Raw genomic sequence first — 17508 nt, 5'->3', positions numbered from 1 at the left:
AAAAAAAATACCCGCCGATGGGCCATTACGGCTCACCGGCGGTTTCTTTTCGGTCGTCAGACAGAAGCCGGCCGACGTTTCCGGCGGGCAAGGTGCAGTATTCCTTCGATCAGTAAGACGATCACCAGGGAGATGCCGTACAAGGGCATCAGGACACCGAGGACGACCATCAGGATGATGAATCCTGCGGTGACCGGACGTCCGGCACGCGGCGGTGCGGACAGGCTGCCGGTTTTTTTGCGGACCAGCCACATCTGGAAGCCCTTGAATATCAGATAGAGGAACGCCAGGCAGACGAGCAGGTTGAGGATCTTGTTCGGCCAGCCGAACAGATGGCCCTCATGCAGCGGAATCCCCCATGTGAACCACTTGGCCAGGATGCCATACTCGCTGTAGCCGACGGTGGAAATCGGGTCCCCGCTGTACTGGTCGAAATAGGCGGTCATTTCATCGTACGGACTGACGTCGAGACCGGTCACCCCCGTGTTGCTGCCTTTCGAGACGATGAACACACCGTCCTCGGAAGACGGGGCAATGATGGTATATGGTTTCTCGATTCCCGCGTCCCTGGCTTTCCACAGCAGTTTTTCGATCAGGATACCGTTGCCGCCCATATCCATGCCGGGCATCTTGCCGCCTCCATGGTTCGCGTGAGGATCCGGTTCACCGGAAGACGGTGCCTCCTCTTTCCGGACGGCCCACGGGATCTCGCTCATATCCGATGCCGGCGGCTGCTGCTGGAGCAGTGGCGTGCCGATGGATGGATGATCCTGGGAAGCGGAATAGATGAAATCCCCCATGACCGCAGACCAGGGCAGGCCGGTGAAGATGATGACGAGCATCGGGATGGTGATGACGGTGCCGATCCAGGCATGCGTCCGTTTGATGGCGATCCGGCGCGCCGGTTTCTTCGGCTTCATCAGCGCCTTGCCGCGCCACGTCATATAGAGGCCGGACAGGAGCAGGAACACGGCCCAGCAGGCTGCCAGTTCCACGAGATAATTCACGACCGTGCCGCCGGCGAACAGGGAACTGTGGATATTGCGCATGATGTTGGCATACGTGTACTTGGCGTCCTGGGAGCCGACGATTTCATTATGTTCATCTAAAAATACGTATCGCTCTCCGCCGTCTTCGGACGCCAGTGTGAGCCGGGTGTTATACGGCTCCTCCATCATCATCACTTTGGTGATGTCATACCCGGGATTCTCATGCTGCACAAGGGAGATCCCTTCGTCGATCGTCAGCTGGTAAGTCTCTTCGCTGTTCCCGAAGAACAGGTCCTTGTAGGCGATGTTCTCCACATTCGTATAGAACAGGTAGCCGATGCCGCTCAAGGTGAGGGTGATCAGCAGCGGAGCCATGAACAGGGCGCCGTAGAAATGCCAGCGCCAGAAGCGGTTGTACGTTCGTTTTGCCATCCAGACACCTCCTTCTTCTTTCATATTGTGTTGCTTGCGCATTTCCAGGTTTCCCGGCTGCCGGACCGGTCCTTGGAAAACACGATAGTTTTTTATAGCATGCAGTTGTGAGCGTTCGGTGAACTCCTTGAAACGTTTTCAGCTGTAATGCCAGAATAAAAAATGTTTGCAGCGGCCGTCTGGAGGGCAGTGGATAACCAAAAGGATGAAAGAGGGAGACGGATGGAGATTTTCACTATCGGGCACTACAATCATACCGAAGCGGAGTTCATACGCCTGCTGGAGGAGGCGGAAATCGAGCAGCTCGTGGATGTCCGGTCGTTTCCGGGCAGCCGGAAGTTTCCGTGGTTCACGAAAGACCGGATGGCCGACTGGCTGCCGCAAGCTGGCATCGGGTATGTACATATGGAGGAACTCGGCGGACGGCGGCCGACGTCGCAGCTCATTTCCCCGGCGCTCAATGCCGGCTGGCACAATGAGTCTTTCCATAATTATGCGGATTACACGCTGTCCCATTGTTTTGCGGAAGGCATTGACCGCCTGGAACACACGGCGGCCCGGAAACGGACGGCCTATTGCTGTTCGGAACGGCACCCTGCCCGCTGCCACCGGCTGCTGATCAGCAACTGGCTGGCTGTCCGGGACTGGTCGGTCACACATATCGTTCCGGACCGGGACGGCACCGGTGAACTGGTACCCCATGAACTTGGGAAATGGGGTGCCATGCCGATCATCGAGGAGGATGAAACAGTTGTCTATCCTCCCCTGGAACCGTGAAATGAATCAAGTGATGAGAACAGTCCTGGGAGGGGCTGTTTTTTCTATGCCGATTTATCTATGGACAGGCGTCTTGGATATGTCTTCCTGCACAGTCAGGAAGTTCACTTTACTGCCGGAAAGACGCATAGCCGGCCGGCGGGTACAATGATACGATTAGTTTGAAAACTGGAATTCTTTCAGGGGACATTCTGCATTTGTGAGACTTCCAAAACAATGAAGGAGCGTGAGGGAATGCACGGTCGGACGGGAAAGAGATGGATGAATTCATTGCTGGCGGCAACATTGGCAGCGAGTGCAGCGGCGCCGGCACTATCAGTACAGGCAGCTGAAGCACCTGCAGCATTGGCAGCGGATCTGCTCATCTCGGAGTATGTTGAAGGATCGGGTTACAACAAGGCGATTGAACTGTATAACGGGACTGGAACATCCATCGATCTGGCGGGGTATTCCATTGAAATGTATGCAAATGGAGGGATAAAGCCGACGAGCAGTCTCGCATTATCAGGGACTCTTGAACATGGCAGGACGTATGTCATTGTCCATAATCAGGCTCCTGCCGAATTACAGGCGAAGGGTGATTTTATAACAGGGGGCGTCACCAACTTCAATGGCGATGATGCGCTTGTACTCAAGAAAGGCGATGGGGTCATCGATTCATTCGGACAAGTCGGGGCTCAGGAGAAATGGGGTGTTGACGTCACACTCGTCCGCAACGCCGATGTCCTGAAAGGGAATACAGCATTCGATGAACCATTCGACCGGTCAAAAGAATGGACGGTCTATCCGAAAGACACATTCGATCACCTCGGCACACATGACCTGGATGGTACAGGTGAAACGGATCCCGCCGAACCGGAAGTGCCGGCTGATGTACTAAGCATTGCCGATGCCCGTGCACTCCCTGCCGGACAGGAAGTAACTGTGAAAGGGGTCGTCACAGCAAAACTGAAGAACACGATTTCCATCCAGGATGGGACAGGCGGTCTGGCCGTCCGTCCGACGAGCCTCGCTGCAGAGGTGGGGGACGAAGTGACCCTCACAGGTAAGCTGACCGACTATCGCGGACTGCTGCAGCTTGACGGCGCAAAACTCGTGGAGAAATCTGCGTCCGCCGTACCGGAAGCGAAAAAAGTGACGGGTGCGGACATCGGTGAAACGACGGAATCCCAGCTTGTGACCGTGCATAACGTCACCCTGTCCGATAAGGCGGCAGGCCCTGGGTGGGCGAACTTCATTGCGACGGATGGTGCGGAATTCACCGTCCGGGATGAAACCGATTCACTCGGACTGCAGGCGGGCATGACGTATGATTCGATCACCGGCATCGTCCAGCAGTTCGATGATATCTATCAAGTCATTCCGCGTGGAGCGGGAGATATTGTGGAAGATGCCTCCGTCGTCCAGCCGGTCACTGCGGATCCGGGAAGCGGGACATTCATAGACGGGGTCAACGTGACACTGACAACAGGCACCGCCGATGCGGAGATCCTCTATACGCTCGATGGAACCGATCCGGTGGAGAACGGCGCGACGTATGCGTCACCGCTTGAAATCACGGATGATGTCCAGCTGAAGGCGGTCGCAAAAACAGCGGACGGCCGGACATCGATTGTCCAGACGTTCGACTACTTCATCACGGATGCGCTGAAGATCCATGATATCCAGGGACCGGGCCACGATTCGCCTTTCGCCGGACAGACCGTGGAAGGCATCCAGGGAATCGTGACGTACAAATATGTCATCCAGGGTTCGACGTACTACCATATCCAGACGCCGGATAATGAGCGGGACGGTGATCTGCGTACGTCCGAAGCGATCGTTCTGTACAGCGGAAAGGATACATGGAACCTGAAGGAGGGCGATCTGGTTTCCGTCGGCGGCCAGGTGAGCGAATACGCGATCGATGGCTATTCCGACCGCCAGGAGACCGATCTGAAAACGACGCAGATCAACGTCCGGGATGACCGGGGCGGTACTGTGGAGATTCTGGAACGCGGCGTCAAGCTGCCGGAACCATTCGTGATCGACGAATCGAACCTGCCGAAAGACGCTATCCTGAGCGAAGGGCTGAAGGAATTCGATCCTGCGAAATACGCAGGCGATTTCTGGGAGAGCCGGGAAGCGATGCGCGTCCAGGTCGGTGATGTGAAAGCGGTCGGTCCGCAGCAGCACGGAGATCTTGCGACTGTGTTCGGAAGCCGGAAAACGGACACGAAGAACGGCGGCGTCCTGCTTCGGAAGGACAAGCCGAACGCGGATCTTATCCAGTTCCGACTTGAGCCGAATACGACCGCCCGCAATTTCGAAGTGGCGACGGGCGACAAGTTCAAGGGACCGATCGTCGGCGTGGTCGGGTATTCATTCCAGAACTATAAGATCTTCGTCGGCTTTGAAGAGATGCAGGACAAGTTCGAAAAAGGGCCGGCAGTTCCGGAAACGACGACCATCGTGAAAGACGCGGAGAAATTGACGATTGCGTCGTATAACCTGGAGAACTTCTCGAACAACCGTAAGACGACGTCCGATGACAAAGCCCGGAAGCTGGCACGCGCATTTGCGGTCGATATGCAGAGCCCGGATATTGTCGGCGTAACGGAAGTGCAGGACAACAACGGACCGGATGCCGGCGGACCTGAAGCGAATGAAAGCTACGAGCGCCTGATCCAGGCGATCGTGGAAGCGGGCGGTGTGAAGTATGAGTATGCCAACATCGATCCGGTCAACAACGAAGACGGCGGGCAGCCGAATGCGAATATCCGCGTCGGGTTCCTGTACAATCCGGAGCGTGTTTCGTTGAAAGACGGAGCGCCGCATGGGGATGCCGTGACACCGGTCGGCTATGAGAACGGCAGTCTGACCGTGAACCCGGGACGGATCGATCCGAAGAACCCGGCGTTCGCAAGCAGCCGGAAACCGCTTGCCGCGGAATTCACATTCGACGGCGAGGATGTTATCGTGATCGCGAACCATTGGAACTCGAAAGGCGGAGACACGCCGCTGTTCGGCGCGGTCCAGCCGCCAGTGTATAACAGTGAGATCCAGCGGAAGAAAATCGCGCAGATCGTTCACGATTTCGTGGCGGATGTGAAGACGAAGAACCCGGACGCCAATATCGTGTCCGTCGGTGACTACAACGACTTCCAGTTCTCTGATGCGCTTCAGATCTTTGAAGGCGACCTGATGACGAACCTTGTGAACAAGGTGCCGGAAGCCAGCCGTTATTCGTATGTCTACCAGGGGAATTCGCAAGTTCTCGACCACGTACTTGTTTCGAACAACCTAGCAGATGACGCGGAGATCGATATGCTGCACGTGAATGCGGATTATACAGATATGGCAGGCCGCGCGAGCGACCACGATCCGGTTCTCATCCAGCTTGCGCTGAAAACGAAAGATGTGGAAAAGCCGTTCGAATGGGAGAACGTACCGATATCGAAATATTACTTCCTGCTGAATTACAAGAAACCGAGTCTGACAGTAGATGCAAAAGGGGCGTCGGTCACAATGGACTTCCGCTCCCGTGTCAAGCAGGGGATTACACTGAGCGGGCAGTATGCTGTGCTGAGCGGGCTTGGGTTCGCGAACAACAAGGTGATCTTGAAGCCTGGTGAGAACGGGCTGACTGTCGACACGAAGTGGACCGTGCAGGGGGATGTTGTCGTGGATGGCACGAACCCGGTGCGTATCTTCGGAGCGGAGAATGTGCTGAAACTCCGCTATATCAACGGAGCCTCCGCAGACAATGTGGAATTCTACGACCGCTATGGCCGTAAACTGGCGAAACCCGGCATCCAGTGGCCATGGTTCGGAAAAGTCAGCTGAATAGGGCATTTCAAGGAAAGAGCGGCGCATCGTGCACCGCTCTTTCTTTTTGGGCTGGGTGCATGGGGCGGCGGGGGCATATCGGACAAAACCCGGGAGGTATCGGACATATGGCGCGTAGTATCGGACACTTGCCGGGAGGTATCGGACAAATCACGTGGCATATCGGACACTTCGCTGAATTTATCGGCATCTGGACACAATTCAACATAAAACAGCAGCCGGCCCACGCCGGGCAGGCTGCTGTTCATAGTTCTTGATTCACTGCTGCAGAAATCCATGCTGGCCGGCTGTCCACAAATCCCGGAACGCCCGGTTGACAGGGGACGTTTCCAGCACCGCCTGCATGCCGAGACGGCGGAAGAGCTGGACGGCACAATCCGTTGCAATATCGGTGCTTTCGATACAGACGGCGGACAGCTGATCAAGTTCATGATCATCGAGCGTGCCCTCCAAGTGCATCTCCCAGCGGCGGGACACTGCTGTGTGGAACAGCTGCTCGGCCTCATTGAACCGGTGCTGCTGCTCTTTCAGCAGACGCATCGTGACCGCGATCTTTTCGGCTGTCCATCTCTCCTTCGCGGTCTCCGCAAGATGATGGGCCTCTTCCATGAAACGGCCGGCAATTCCGAGGCATACCGCTGCGAACGACACTTGGGAGAACTGGACAAATGGGAACGAGTGGACCGGCAAGCCGATCGAATTCTGTTTATCCGCCACTGAAAACGTCCGGTCATATGGGACAAATGCGTCGGTGACACGTATCGTATGGCTGCCTGTCCCTTTCAGTCCGAACGCATTCCAGTCCGGGATGATCTCCACCTGATCGGGCATGAAGATACAGGCGCGCATTTCGTCTGTTTCTTCGCCATCCCGCCAGATGATCGTATTTGCGGTGAACATGGAGGCGTACGGAGCGCCGCTGCAGTACCGCCATTCTCCGGTCACCCGGTACCCGTCGCCCTCGGCATGCGCTCTGCCTGTTGCATAGCCGCTCCCTGCGATAACAGCATCTTCCGGTTTGAACAGCTCCTCCGCCTGTGAGCCGGTCATATTTTCAAGGAACATATTGCCGCCCGAACCGATCGTGACGAGCCACCCGAACGAACCGTCCAGCCGGGCACTCTCCTCAAACACTTCTGCAGCTTCAGGCAGACTCAGCGCGCGGCCACCCAGATTTTCCGGCAGGAAAAGTTTAAACAGTTTCTCGTCATATGCGATCTGCAGGACATCCTCCGGCAGCGTCCGTCTCTCTTCGATCTCCAAAGAAGCACTGCGGATAATCTTCTGTACGTTTTCATCTAGCAATGGAATCATCCTTCCTTTTTTCTGATGTGCTGAATGCACTGCAAAAAAACAACTTGTTTAGTGCATCAATTTGCCTGTTTTCCTATGAAACTTTGAAAAGGCTTACAATATGCTTCTGTCAAGGTTTGTCGGCTATTGGAACTCCTATGAAACTATGCTATCTTTAAGATGATCGAAAACTCTAAATTGAAAGGGAGATGAAGCATGTCCTTCATGAAGAAGCTGGGATTCAGCTTACTCGTCGCGCTGGTGGCACTCGGCAGTTTGATTATACCCCAAAATGCCAATGCTGCTAAACACGATGAGGCAACTCGGGGCGAGTTCGTCCAGAAAGTTGTCACTGCACTTAACTTGGAAACAGGGGATGGGACGTCGATCACATTCAAAGACGTCGACAAACAATTGGCACCGTACGTGGAAGCCGCTGTAAAGGCCGGTTTGGTGCATGGCCGCTCAGCGACCGTGTTCGACACGAACGGCTCGCTGACGCGTGAGCAGGCATTCGTCATCGCTGCACGTGCGTCAAAAACAGATAAAAAGTACCCGATGACACTTCTTGACCGCTTCAAGGACAAGCGTGACTTCGGTGCTTCGCTGCGTCCGGAAATGGCGAAAAGTATCGGACTCGGCCTGATGAAAGGCTATGCAGATCATACGGCACGGCCGAAACAGGCTGTCATGAAAAACGAAACACGCGCAATCGTCAACCGTCTCGTGAAAGTGAGCCAGCAGAACCCCGGCACACCTGATACAGATGACGCAACAGTGGCACTGCGTGTCCTCGGCACGACCGATCTTCATATGAACCTCGTCAATTATGATTACTACCAGGACAAAGAAGTACAGGATTACGGACTCGCGAAGGTCGGCGTACTGATCGACCAGGCGCGCTCCGAAGTGGCGAACACATTGCTGTTCGATAACGGGGACCTCATCCAGGGAACGCCGCTCGGCACATACGAAGTCAGTGTCGATCCGCTGAAAAAAGGGGACGTGCATCCTTCATTCGCAGCGATGCAGGCACTCGATTATGATGTGATGTCATTAGGGAACCACGAATTCAACTATGGTCTCGACTACTTGGATCAAGTCATCGAAACTGCCGGTTTCCCAGTCATCAATGCAAACGTCTATGATGCGAAGACAGGCAAGAACCGTTACACACCTTACGTCATGCTTGATAAGCAGGTGACGGACACGAAAGGTGCGAAACACAATCTGAAAATCGGCGTGATCGGCGTTGTTGCACCAGGGATCCTCCGTTGGGACGGTGCCCTTCTCGAAGGCAAAGTTACGGTGGAAGATGCAGCAGATTCTGTTGAAAAGTTCCTTCCTGAAGTCCAGAAGCAAGGCGCAGACATTGTATTTGTCATCGCCCACTCTGGGATCGGAGATGAACACCACGAGAAAAACAAAGATGACGTGACATGGCAGATCTCTGCAATGGACGGTGTGGACGGCGTCCTGACTGGTCACAACCATGCGCTGTTCCCTGGCGACTTCGAAGACACGAAGAACGCCAACCAGGTACAGGGCACGCTGAACGGCACACCGGTCGTCATGCCGGGTAAATTCGGCAGCCACCTCGGCTTGCTGGATTATGAATTGAAATTGAAAGACGGCAAATGGACAATTGTTTCCGGCAAGGGATCGCTGCGCCAGGTCGACAAGGATTCGACTGAAGTGCATCAGGGTGTCATGGATGCCGTTAAGAAATCACATGAAGGCACACTCGACTATGTCCGCACCCCGGTTTCCAAAACGACAGCGGATATTACCAGCTACTTTGCATTGGTGAAGGATGATCCATCCATCCAAATCGTGAATAATGCACAGAAAGCGTATGTAGAAGAGCAGATCAAAGGCACTGAGTATGCAAATCTGCCTGTATTATCCGTCGGAGCGCCGTTCAAAGCGGGCGGCCGATACGGATCAGACTATTACACGGATATTCCGGCCGGCGATATCGCCATCAAGAACATGGCCGATCTCTATGTATTCGACAACACGATGACTGCGCTCGTCATGACAGGAGCCGATGTGAAGGAATGGCTCGAGATGTCCGGCGGTCAGTTCAACCAGATCGACCCGTCGAAATCGGGTGAGCAGGATGTGCTTAATCCGAACTACCGGTCGTACCTGTTCGACGTGATCGATGGCGTCACGTACGAGTATGATGTCACACAGCCGAACAAGTATGATACGGCAGGAAAAGAAGTCAACAAAGATGCGAACCGCGTCAAGAACCTCCAGTTCAACGGCAAGCCGATCGACCTCGATCAGAAATTCGTCGTTGTGACGAACAACTACCGTGCGAGCGGCGAGTTCCCGGGTGTCCGGGATGCGATCGATTCAATCGCGTATGAGTATGAGAACCGGGAAGCGATTGTCGACTATATGAAGGCGAATAACCCGCTTGACCCGTCAGCGGACAATAACTGGTCCATCCAACCGGTACCGGGTGCGAAAGTGATCTTCGAAACGTCCGAAAAGGGCAAGAAGTACATCGGTGATGACGCACGCATCAAGTACATCGCACCGACGAAAGACGGCTATGCGAAGTACGAACTGAAGTAAGTGGACAGCGGGACTGCACCGGAAATCAGCTGAATGATTCTCCGGGCAGTCCCTTTTGCTGCAGACGGAAACCACATCAATTACAGAAAGGAAGCGGAAAATGACTATAGTGAAAAAGATTGCAATCAGTCTGCTGGCACTGCTTGTCGTGGCGGGAGGACTGTTCATACCTCAACCTGCAAAAGCGGCAAACCAGCAGGAGGCGGAGCGCGGGGAATTCATCCAGAAAGCAGTGACGGCATTGAATCTGCCGATGGGCGACGGTTCTTCCATCACGTTCAAAGATGTGGACAAACAGCTGGCGCCTTATGTCGAAGCCGCTGTAACTGCAGGGCTTGTACACGGCCGCTCGGCGTCTGTGTTCGATCCGCATGGTCCGCTGACGCGCGAGCAGGCATTCGTCATCGCAGCGCGTGCTGCCAAGACGGATAACAAATACTCGCTGAAGCTTCTCGACCGTTTCAAAGACAAGCGGGACTTCGGTGCATCACTGCGTCCCGAAATGGCAAAAAGCATCGGGCTCGGAATCATGAAAGGCTATGCGGATAAAACAGCGAAGCCGAAACAGCTGGTCATGAAAAATGAGATGCGCGCCATCGTCAGCCGGCTTGTGAAAATGAGCCAGCAATATCCGGGGACTCCCGATAGCGGCGATGCGACTGTCGCATTCCGCATCATGGGAACGACGGATATCCATACGAACCTCATGAACTATGATTATTATCAGGATAAGACGATACAGGACTACGGATTGGCGAAAACCGGTGTATTGATCGATGAAGCACGGGCAGAAGTGAAAAACTCCCTGCTGTTCGACAATGGGGACCTGATCCAGGGCACGCCGCTCGGCTCCTACAAGGTGAAGGAGAGCCCGCTGCAAAAAGGGGAAGTCCACCCGACGGTCGCCGCGCTCAATGCACTCGACTATGACGTCATGTCATTGGGGAATCATGAGTTCAACTTCGGCCTGGACTATCTGGACAACGTCATAGAAGGCGCTGATTTCCCTGTATTGAATGCAAATATCTATGATGAGAAGACCGGGAAGAACCGCTTCACTCCATACGTCATCCTGGATAAGGATCTCATGGATTCAAAAGGGAAGACACATGCCATCAAGATTGGTGTGATCGGTGTCGTTGCGCCGGGCATCATGCGGTGGGATGGCGCTCACCTGTCAGGGAAAGTCCGGGCAGAGGATGCGGCGGATACAGTAGAGAAGTTCATCCCCCAAGTGAAAAAAGAAGGCGCGGACCTGGTGTTCGTGATCGCCCATTCGGGAATCGGTGATGAACATCATGAGAAGAACGAGGATGACGTCACTTGGCAGATTTCCGCATTGGATGGGGTTGACGGTATTCTGACGGGCCACAACCATGCGAAATTCCCAGGTGACTATGCAGATGTTAAGAACACTGACATGAAGCAGGGGACGATCAACGGCACGCCTGTCGTCATGCCGGACCGGTTCGGCACACACCTCGGCCTCCTCGATTACGAGCTGAAACTAGCGGACGGCAAGTGGACTGTCGTATCCGGAAAAGGTTCCTTGCGAGAAGTCCACAAAGAGTCGGATGAAGTGAACCAGAAAGTCGTCGATGCCGTCAAAGAAGCACATGAAGGGACACTTGGCTACATCCGTACACCGGTGTCAAAGACGACTGCACCGCTGACAAGTTACTTCGGTCTTGTGCGTGATGACTCGTCCATCCAGATTGTGACGGAAGCGCAGAAGCATTATGTAAAAGAACACATGAAAGGAACGGAGTATGACAAGCTGCCTCTCCTGTCCGCAGGATCTCCGCTGAAATTTGGAGGCCGCTACGGATCGGATTATTATACGGACATTCCGGCTGGAGACGTGAGCATTAAAAACATGGCCGATCTGTATGTATATGACAATACAGTGGCGGCTGTCGTCTTACAAGGCCGCGACATCAAAGAATGGCTCGAAATGAGTGCGGGCGCATTCCGTCAGGTGGATCCGGCGAAAGCGGAAGAGCAGAATATCCTGAACGAGAATCACCGCTCCTACAATTTTGACGTGATCGATGGACTGACATATGAAATCGATCTGACGGAGCCTGCCAAATACGACAGCAAGGAAGGCAAATTGCTGAACGAGAATGCGAACCGCATTAAAAATCTTCAATACGAAGACAAGCCGATCGATCCCGATCAGGAATTTGTCGTCGTGACGAATAACTACCGCGGCAGCGGCAACTTCCCGGGTGTCCGGAATGCAAAAGACGTCATCTTCTATCAGGATGAAAACCGGGAAGCCATCATCGACTACTTGGCCGATCAGGAGCAGATCGATCCGAAAGTGGACAATAACTGGTTCATCCAGCCGGTCGACGGTGCAAAAATGATTTTCGAAACCTCTGTCCGAGGCAAAGAACACATTGGGAATGACCCGCGTATCAAGTTCCTTGAGAATACGAAAGACGGCTATGCGAAGTACGAATTGAAATAACCAGAAAAGCGGAATGGGACACAGGTTTGTGTTCCTTTCCGCTTTTTCAATTCAATCATCTCCGCGGACAATCACTCATCCACGCCATATAAAAAAGACAGCCGGCGCTTTCGCACGTGTGCTGTCTTTTATATATATAGGGCCATCAGGCAGACACCGCTTTCCCGTCTTGGTGGCATATGATTCAACGATAATCAGTGTATAAAGCAAAGCAGACTGCGTTTATCCACTTCATGTCTCAGCAAGTCGATAAAATCGGCAGACAAATCGAGCTCCATGGCTTTCATATAAGATTCAATCAGCAGGTCGTCGGGGAGTATGTTCACAGCACGTCACCTTCTTTCAGCAGTGATTCTGAATTTCCCCAGTTGCAGGGAAAGCGGGTTGTGTATAACTTATCAGATAAAAGAAAAAAGAACAACCGTTCGACTATCCACACGAACCTGTGGGGGACATGTGGACAAGCTGTGTGAAACAGTAGTGAACACTATGCGGATGGGGTGGATGACGTGGAGAAAGTTATCCACATATGTGGATGTAGCGAATTTTGTCGAAAAGTATTTAGGATGCACAAGAATATAACTAGAAATTTTTTTACGAAAAAAACTGTTATGCGATATATCGCGCTATGACAACATTGTAAGCGTATACATTTTAACGACCAATTCAAAATTGAACGATAATTTAAAAAACACTGTTGACTCTTGATTTCTTTCGCTATATGATTGCAACAATCTAATTCAGCGGGCGGCGCAGAAGCAGCCGCAGCCCCGCTGGAATCCTGTCCACCCGCTGGTGCCACTGCAAGGAGTGACGTGTAATGAGAAGTGACATGATCAAGAAAGGTGTCGACCGGGCGCCGCATCGGAGCCTGTTGTATGCGACAGGTGTCCGATCAAGAGATATGGAGAAACCGTTCATCGGTGTCTGTAATTCGTATATCGATATCATCCCGGGCCATATGCACTTGAACAAGTTTGCGGAAGTCGTGAAAGACGCGATCCGCGAAGCAGGGGGCATCCCGTTTGAATTCAATACGATTGGTGTGGATGACGGCATCGCAATGGGGCACATCGGCATGCGGTATTCACTGCCGAGCCGGGAACTGATCGCAGACTCCGCGGAAACGGTCATCAACGCCCATTGGTTCGACGGCGTGTTCTACATCCCGAACTGCGACAAGATCACCCCAGGCATGCTGATGGCGGCTGTGCGGACCAATGTCCCATCCGTCTTCGTTTCAGGCGGCCCGATGGAAGGCGGGACTTCCGCCGACGGCAAACCGCTTTCCCTCGTTTCCGTATTCGAAGGTGTCGGCTCCTACAAACAGGGGTCGATGACAGCGGAAGAACTGCTCGACATCGAGCAGAGCGCCTGTCCGACATGCGGCAGCTGCTCGGGAATGTTCACTGCGAACTCCATGAACTCCCTGATGGAAATGCTCGGCCTCACAGTACCTGACAACGGAACGATCGTCGCGACTTCCGACGAACGCCACCGGCTCATCAAAGAAGCGGCACAGCACCTCGTCCGGATGGTCAAGGAAGACATCAAACCCCGGGACATCATCACGAAAGAGACGATCGATGATGCATTTGCACTCGACATGGCGATGGGCGGGTCAACCAACACGGTTCTCCACACGCTTGCAATCGCGCACGAAGCGGAAATCGAATACGACGTCCGGGATATCAACGAAGTCGCCAAACGGATTCCGTATTTGTCCAAAATCAGTCCGGCCTCCGATTATACAATGCATGACGTCCACCTGGCAGGCGGCGTCAGCGCCATCATAAAAGAACTTTGTGAGATTGAAGGGGCGGTCCATCCCGATCGGATAACGGTGACCGGTAAATCCCTCTATGAAAATGTGAAAGACCGGCCGATTAAGAACGATGAGGTGATCCGCCGGAAAGAGAATGCCTACAGTCCTGTCGGAGGGCTTTCCGTCCTCTTCGGCAACATCGCACCGGACGGCGGTGTCATCAAAGTCGGCGCGGTCGACCCTTCCATCAAGGAATTCAGGGGGGAAGCGATCGTTTTCGATTCACAGGAAGCGGCCCAGGAAGGCATCGATGACGGCACCGTCCAGGAAGGCCATGTCGTCGTCATCCGCTATGAAGGACCGAGGGGCGGTCCGGGAATGCCGGAAATGCTGGCACCGACTGCGGCGATTGCCGGAAGGGGGCTCGGCACGAAGGTGGCCCTGATCACGGACGGCAGATTCTCGGGCGCTTCCCGCGGGATCTCGATCGGCCACATTTCACCGGAAGCTGCGGACGGCGGTCCGATTGCACTTGTGGAGAACGGGGATGTCATCGCCATCGATCTGACAAACCGGACGATCGAGCTGGAAGTGGATGATGAAGAACTCGCTGCCCGGAAGGAAAATTTGAAACCGTTCGAGTTGAAGATCCAAAAGGGATATTTGGCACGCTATGCGAAACTCGTTACGTCTGCAAGTACAGGCGGTGTCATGAAAGTTTAATAGTGAACTCGATGATGAGGCAAAAGTGATTGGAATCCTGCATTTACAGAGAGCCGGCGGTGCTGGAAGCCGGTAATGCAGCCGACGCGATATCCCCTCGGAGTGGACAGCTGAACCAAGTAGGCGGTCCCGGACAGCAAATGTCCGTTAGGCAAAAGGACACGGAAATCATTCCGCGTCCATGAGGCGGCGACTTCTGCCGTGAACAAGGGTGGTACCATGAAAGCTTTTTCATCCCTTGCGCAAGCTTTTTGCGCGGGGTTGGAAAAGCTTTTTGTTTTGGAAGAGATACAGGGACAACAGGTAAAAGGAGAGATGCAAATGAGTACGGAATTGAAGGCGAATACGGCGGCGGACAGGGCGGAGGCTGATTTCCCGGCCATGCGGCCCGCAACAGGATCCGATGTCCTGATCCGTTCCTTGAAAGAACAGCAGGTGGAGATCATCTTCGGCTATCCGGGCGGGGCCGTGCTCCCGATCTACGATGCGCTCTACAAACAGCCGATCCGGCACATTCTCGCAAGGCATGAGCAGGGAGCGATCCACGCAGCGGAAGGGTATGCCCGTGTCTCAGGAAAACCGGGTGTCGTCATCGCGACTTCAGGTCCCGGAGCAACCAACCTGGTCACAGGAATCACGGATGCCATGATGGATTCCCTGCCGCTCGTCGTCTTCACAGGCCAGGTCGCCTCAGGAGTGATCGGGACCGATGCGTTCCAGGAAGCGGACATCATCGGCATCACCCAGCCGATCACGAAGCATAATTACCAGGTGAGCCGGGTGGAAGATCTTCCGAGGATTATTAAAGAAGCCTTCCATATCGCGTCGACCGGCCGTCCCGGACCCGTCGTCGTCGACATCCCGAAAGACATTGCCACCGCCTCTGCGGAACATGTGCCCGATTCACCGGCTGTTCTCTGTCTGCCGGGCTACCAGCCGACATTCTATCCGAATTATTTGCAGATCCAGAAAACCGTTTCACTGCTTGCGGAAGCGAAACAGCCGGTCATCCTGGCAGGGGCAGGTGTCCTTCATGCGAAGGCGACCGAGGAATTGCGTCAATTTGCGGAAGCTTCCCGGATCCCGGTTGTGAATACGCTGCTCGGACTCGGCAGCATCCCGGGCGGCCATGAGCTCGCCCTCGGCATGGCGGGCATGCACGGCACCTATACCGCCAACATGGCGCTCAGCGAATGTGATGTGCTGCTCAACATCGGAGCGCGGTTCGATGACCGTCTTACGGGGAACCTCAGCCGGTTTGCGCCAAATGCAACAGTTATCCATATCGATATCGATCCAGCGGAAATTGGCAAGAACGTGCCGACCGATGTACCGATCGTCGCCGATGCGAAAGAGGCGCTGAATGCGCTGCTGAAGCAGTCGAAAGAGAAACCCGATACGTCGGCATGGCTCGAAAAACTCGGCCAGCTGGCGAACGACTGCCCGCTCTGGTATGAAGAAGACGCAGAGCATATCCTGCCCCAGCAGGCACTGGAATTGATCCACACCATCACGGAAGGCAATGCGATCGTCACGACGGATGTCGGCCAGCATCAGATGTGGACGGCTCAATATTACAGCCTCAACCACGCAGACCGATGGGTGACGTCCGGTGGGCTCGGGACGATGGGCTTCGGTTTCCCGTCTGCGATCGGTGCACAGCTCGCGAAACCTGACGCCCGGGTCATATCGGTCGTCGGGGACGGCGGTTTCCAGATGACAGCGCAGGAGCTTTCATTGCTGCAAGAGCTCAGGATCCCGGTGAAAGTCGTCATCCTGAACAACGAAGCGCTCGGCATGGTGCGGCAATGGCAGGAGACATTCTACGAGGAGCGCTATTCCCAATCGCTCATTCCCGTGCAGCCGGACTTCGTGAAATTGGCGGAAGCGTACGACCTGAAAGGCTACCGCATCCGGACCATGCAGGAAGCGGAAATGGTGTTCAGGGAAGCGCTGCTGTCCGACGAACCGGCCGTCATCGACTGCCGTGTGAAGCGGCTGGAGAATGTCTATCCGATGGTCGCACCAGGCAGAGGAATCCAGGAGATGTTAGGAGTGAGCGCCCCATGAAGCGAGTCATCACCGTAACCGTCATCAACCAGAGCGGCGTGCTGAACCGTGTCACCGGCCTGCTCATGAAACGCCAGTTCAATATCGAAAGCATCACCGTCGGGCATACGGAACAGCCCGGCATGTCGAAGATGACATTCATCGTCCATGTGGAGGATGAGCGTAAGATCGAGCAGCTCGTCAAACAGCTGCAGAAACAGATCGACGTCATCAAAGTGACGGACATCACAGACAAGTCGATCGTCCTCCGGGAACTCGCACTTGTGAAAGTCAGTTCCCCTCCTCACGCGCGAGGGGAGATGAACAGTCTGGTCGAACCGTTCCGGGCATCGGTTGTCGACTCCGGAAAAAATATCGTGACGTACCAAGTCACAGGTGATCCTGAAAAGATCGATGCGTTCATCGACCTGCTGAAACCATACGGCATCAAGGAACTGACCCGGACAGGAACGGCCGCTTTCGTACGGGAAGTACAGAAAGCACCATCGCCGCTGCTGTCGATCCTGAAATGACAGCCAGACCATTTGAACAATGAAATGCCTATAAAAATCCAAACCCCTTTAGGA

Annotated in this window: 11 protein-coding genes and 1 other annotated feature; of the genes, 8 read left to right on the top strand and 3 right to left on the bottom strand. The window is 54.2% G+C overall.

All coding sequences use genetic code 11. From position 1 onward, the window contains the following. Nucleotides 1–56: 56 nt before the first annotated feature. Nucleotides 57–1421 carry a PepSY-associated TM helix domain-containing protein gene (locus tag BN1190_RS12275; RefSeq protein ID WP_040287155.1) on the bottom strand — a complete coding sequence of 455 codons (1365 nt, stop codon included), beginning with the start codon at nucleotides 1419–1421 and terminating at the stop codon, nucleotides 57–59. 222 nt (nucleotides 1422–1643) lie between these two features. On the opposite strand from BN1190_RS12275, the gene BN1190_RS12270 reads away from it, so the two are divergent. From BN1190_RS12270 to BN1190_RS14870, 3 genes are all read left to right on the top strand, one after another. Further along, nucleotides 1644–2198, top strand: a complete 555-nt coding sequence (locus tag BN1190_RS12270; RefSeq protein WP_040287154.1) for a DUF488 family protein — start codon at nucleotides 1644–1646, stop codon at nucleotides 2196–2198. Between the two features lie 234 nt (nucleotides 2199–2432). Further along, nucleotides 2433–6023: a lamin tail domain-containing protein gene (locus tag BN1190_RS12265; protein ID WP_082023371.1), complete on the top strand. Its 3591-nt coding sequence runs from the start codon at nucleotides 2433–2435 to the stop codon at nucleotides 6021–6023. A gap of 110 nt (nucleotides 6024–6133) precedes the next feature. After that, nucleotides 6134–6283: a hypothetical protein gene (locus BN1190_RS14870; protein ID WP_179860784.1), complete on the top strand. Its 150-nt coding sequence runs from the start codon at nucleotides 6134–6136 to the stop codon at nucleotides 6281–6283. Nucleotide 6284: 1 nt separating this feature from the next. On the opposite strand, the gene BN1190_RS12260 is transcribed toward BN1190_RS14870, so the two are convergent. Further along, complete coding sequence (locus tag BN1190_RS12260) at nucleotides 6285–7331, bottom strand: acyl-CoA dehydrogenase family protein (protein WP_052461824.1); 1047 nt, start codon at nucleotides 7329–7331, stop codon at nucleotides 6285–6287. A gap of 213 nt (nucleotides 7332–7544) precedes the next feature. Between BN1190_RS12260 and BN1190_RS12255 the strand changes: the two genes are divergently transcribed. Together BN1190_RS12255 and BN1190_RS12250 are read left to right on the top strand one after the other, a co-directional pair. Beyond that, on the top strand, nucleotides 7545–9908 hold the full coding sequence (locus BN1190_RS12255; RefSeq protein WP_040287320.1) for a bifunctional 2',3'-cyclic-nucleotide 2'-phosphodiesterase/3'-nucleotidase: 2364 nt from the start codon (nucleotides 7545–7547) through the stop codon (nucleotides 9906–9908). Between the two features lie 100 nt (nucleotides 9909–10008). Beyond that, a complete protein-coding gene (locus tag BN1190_RS12250) occupies nucleotides 10009–12384 on the top strand; it encodes a bifunctional 2',3'-cyclic-nucleotide 2'-phosphodiesterase/3'-nucleotidase (protein ID WP_052461822.1) in 2376 nt (791 codons plus the stop codon). A gap of 194 nt (nucleotides 12385–12578) precedes the next feature. Here the strand turns inward: BN1190_RS12250 and sda are convergent, their stop codons facing one another. Continuing rightward, on the bottom strand, nucleotides 12579–12710 hold the full coding sequence (gene sda / locus BN1190_RS12245; RefSeq protein WP_082023370.1) for a sporulation histidine kinase inhibitor Sda: 132 nt from the start codon (nucleotides 12708–12710) through the stop codon (nucleotides 12579–12581). 494 nt (nucleotides 12711–13204) lie between these two features. Between sda and ilvD the strand changes: the two genes are divergently transcribed. The 3 genes from ilvD to ilvN all read left to right on the top strand — a co-directional run bounded on the left by ilvD (nucleotide 13205) and on the right by ilvN (nucleotide 17454). Continuing rightward, on the top strand, nucleotides 13205–14872 hold the full coding sequence (ilvD, locus tag BN1190_RS12240; RefSeq protein WP_040287152.1) for a dihydroxy-acid dehydratase: 1668 nt from the start codon (nucleotides 13205–13207) through the stop codon (nucleotides 14870–14872). Nucleotides 14873–14874: 2 nt separating this feature from the next. Then, nucleotides 14875–15114, top strand: a binding site (T-box leader). Nucleotides 15115–15253: 139 nt separating this feature from the next. Next, entirely contained in the window at nucleotides 15254–16942 is a 1689-nt protein-coding gene (ilvB, locus tag BN1190_RS12235; RefSeq protein ID WP_052461848.1) for an acetolactate synthase large subunit, read from the top strand. Then, nucleotides 16939–17454 (top strand): acetolactate synthase small subunit, encoded by a 516-nt coding sequence (gene ilvN / locus BN1190_RS12230; RefSeq protein ID WP_040287150.1) that lies wholly within the window; start codon nucleotides 16939–16941, stop codon nucleotides 17452–17454. The genes ilvB and ilvN overlap by 4 nt, the downstream gene beginning before the upstream one ends. Nucleotides 17455–17508: the final 54 nt, after the last annotated feature.

The sequence above is a fragment of the Sporosarcina koreensis genome, from assembly GCF_000826145.2.
Lineage (GTDB): Bacteria > Bacillota > Bacilli > Bacillales_A > Planococcaceae > Sporosarcina > Sporosarcina trichiuri.
This window is presented reverse-complemented; position numbering and strand designations above follow the sequence as displayed.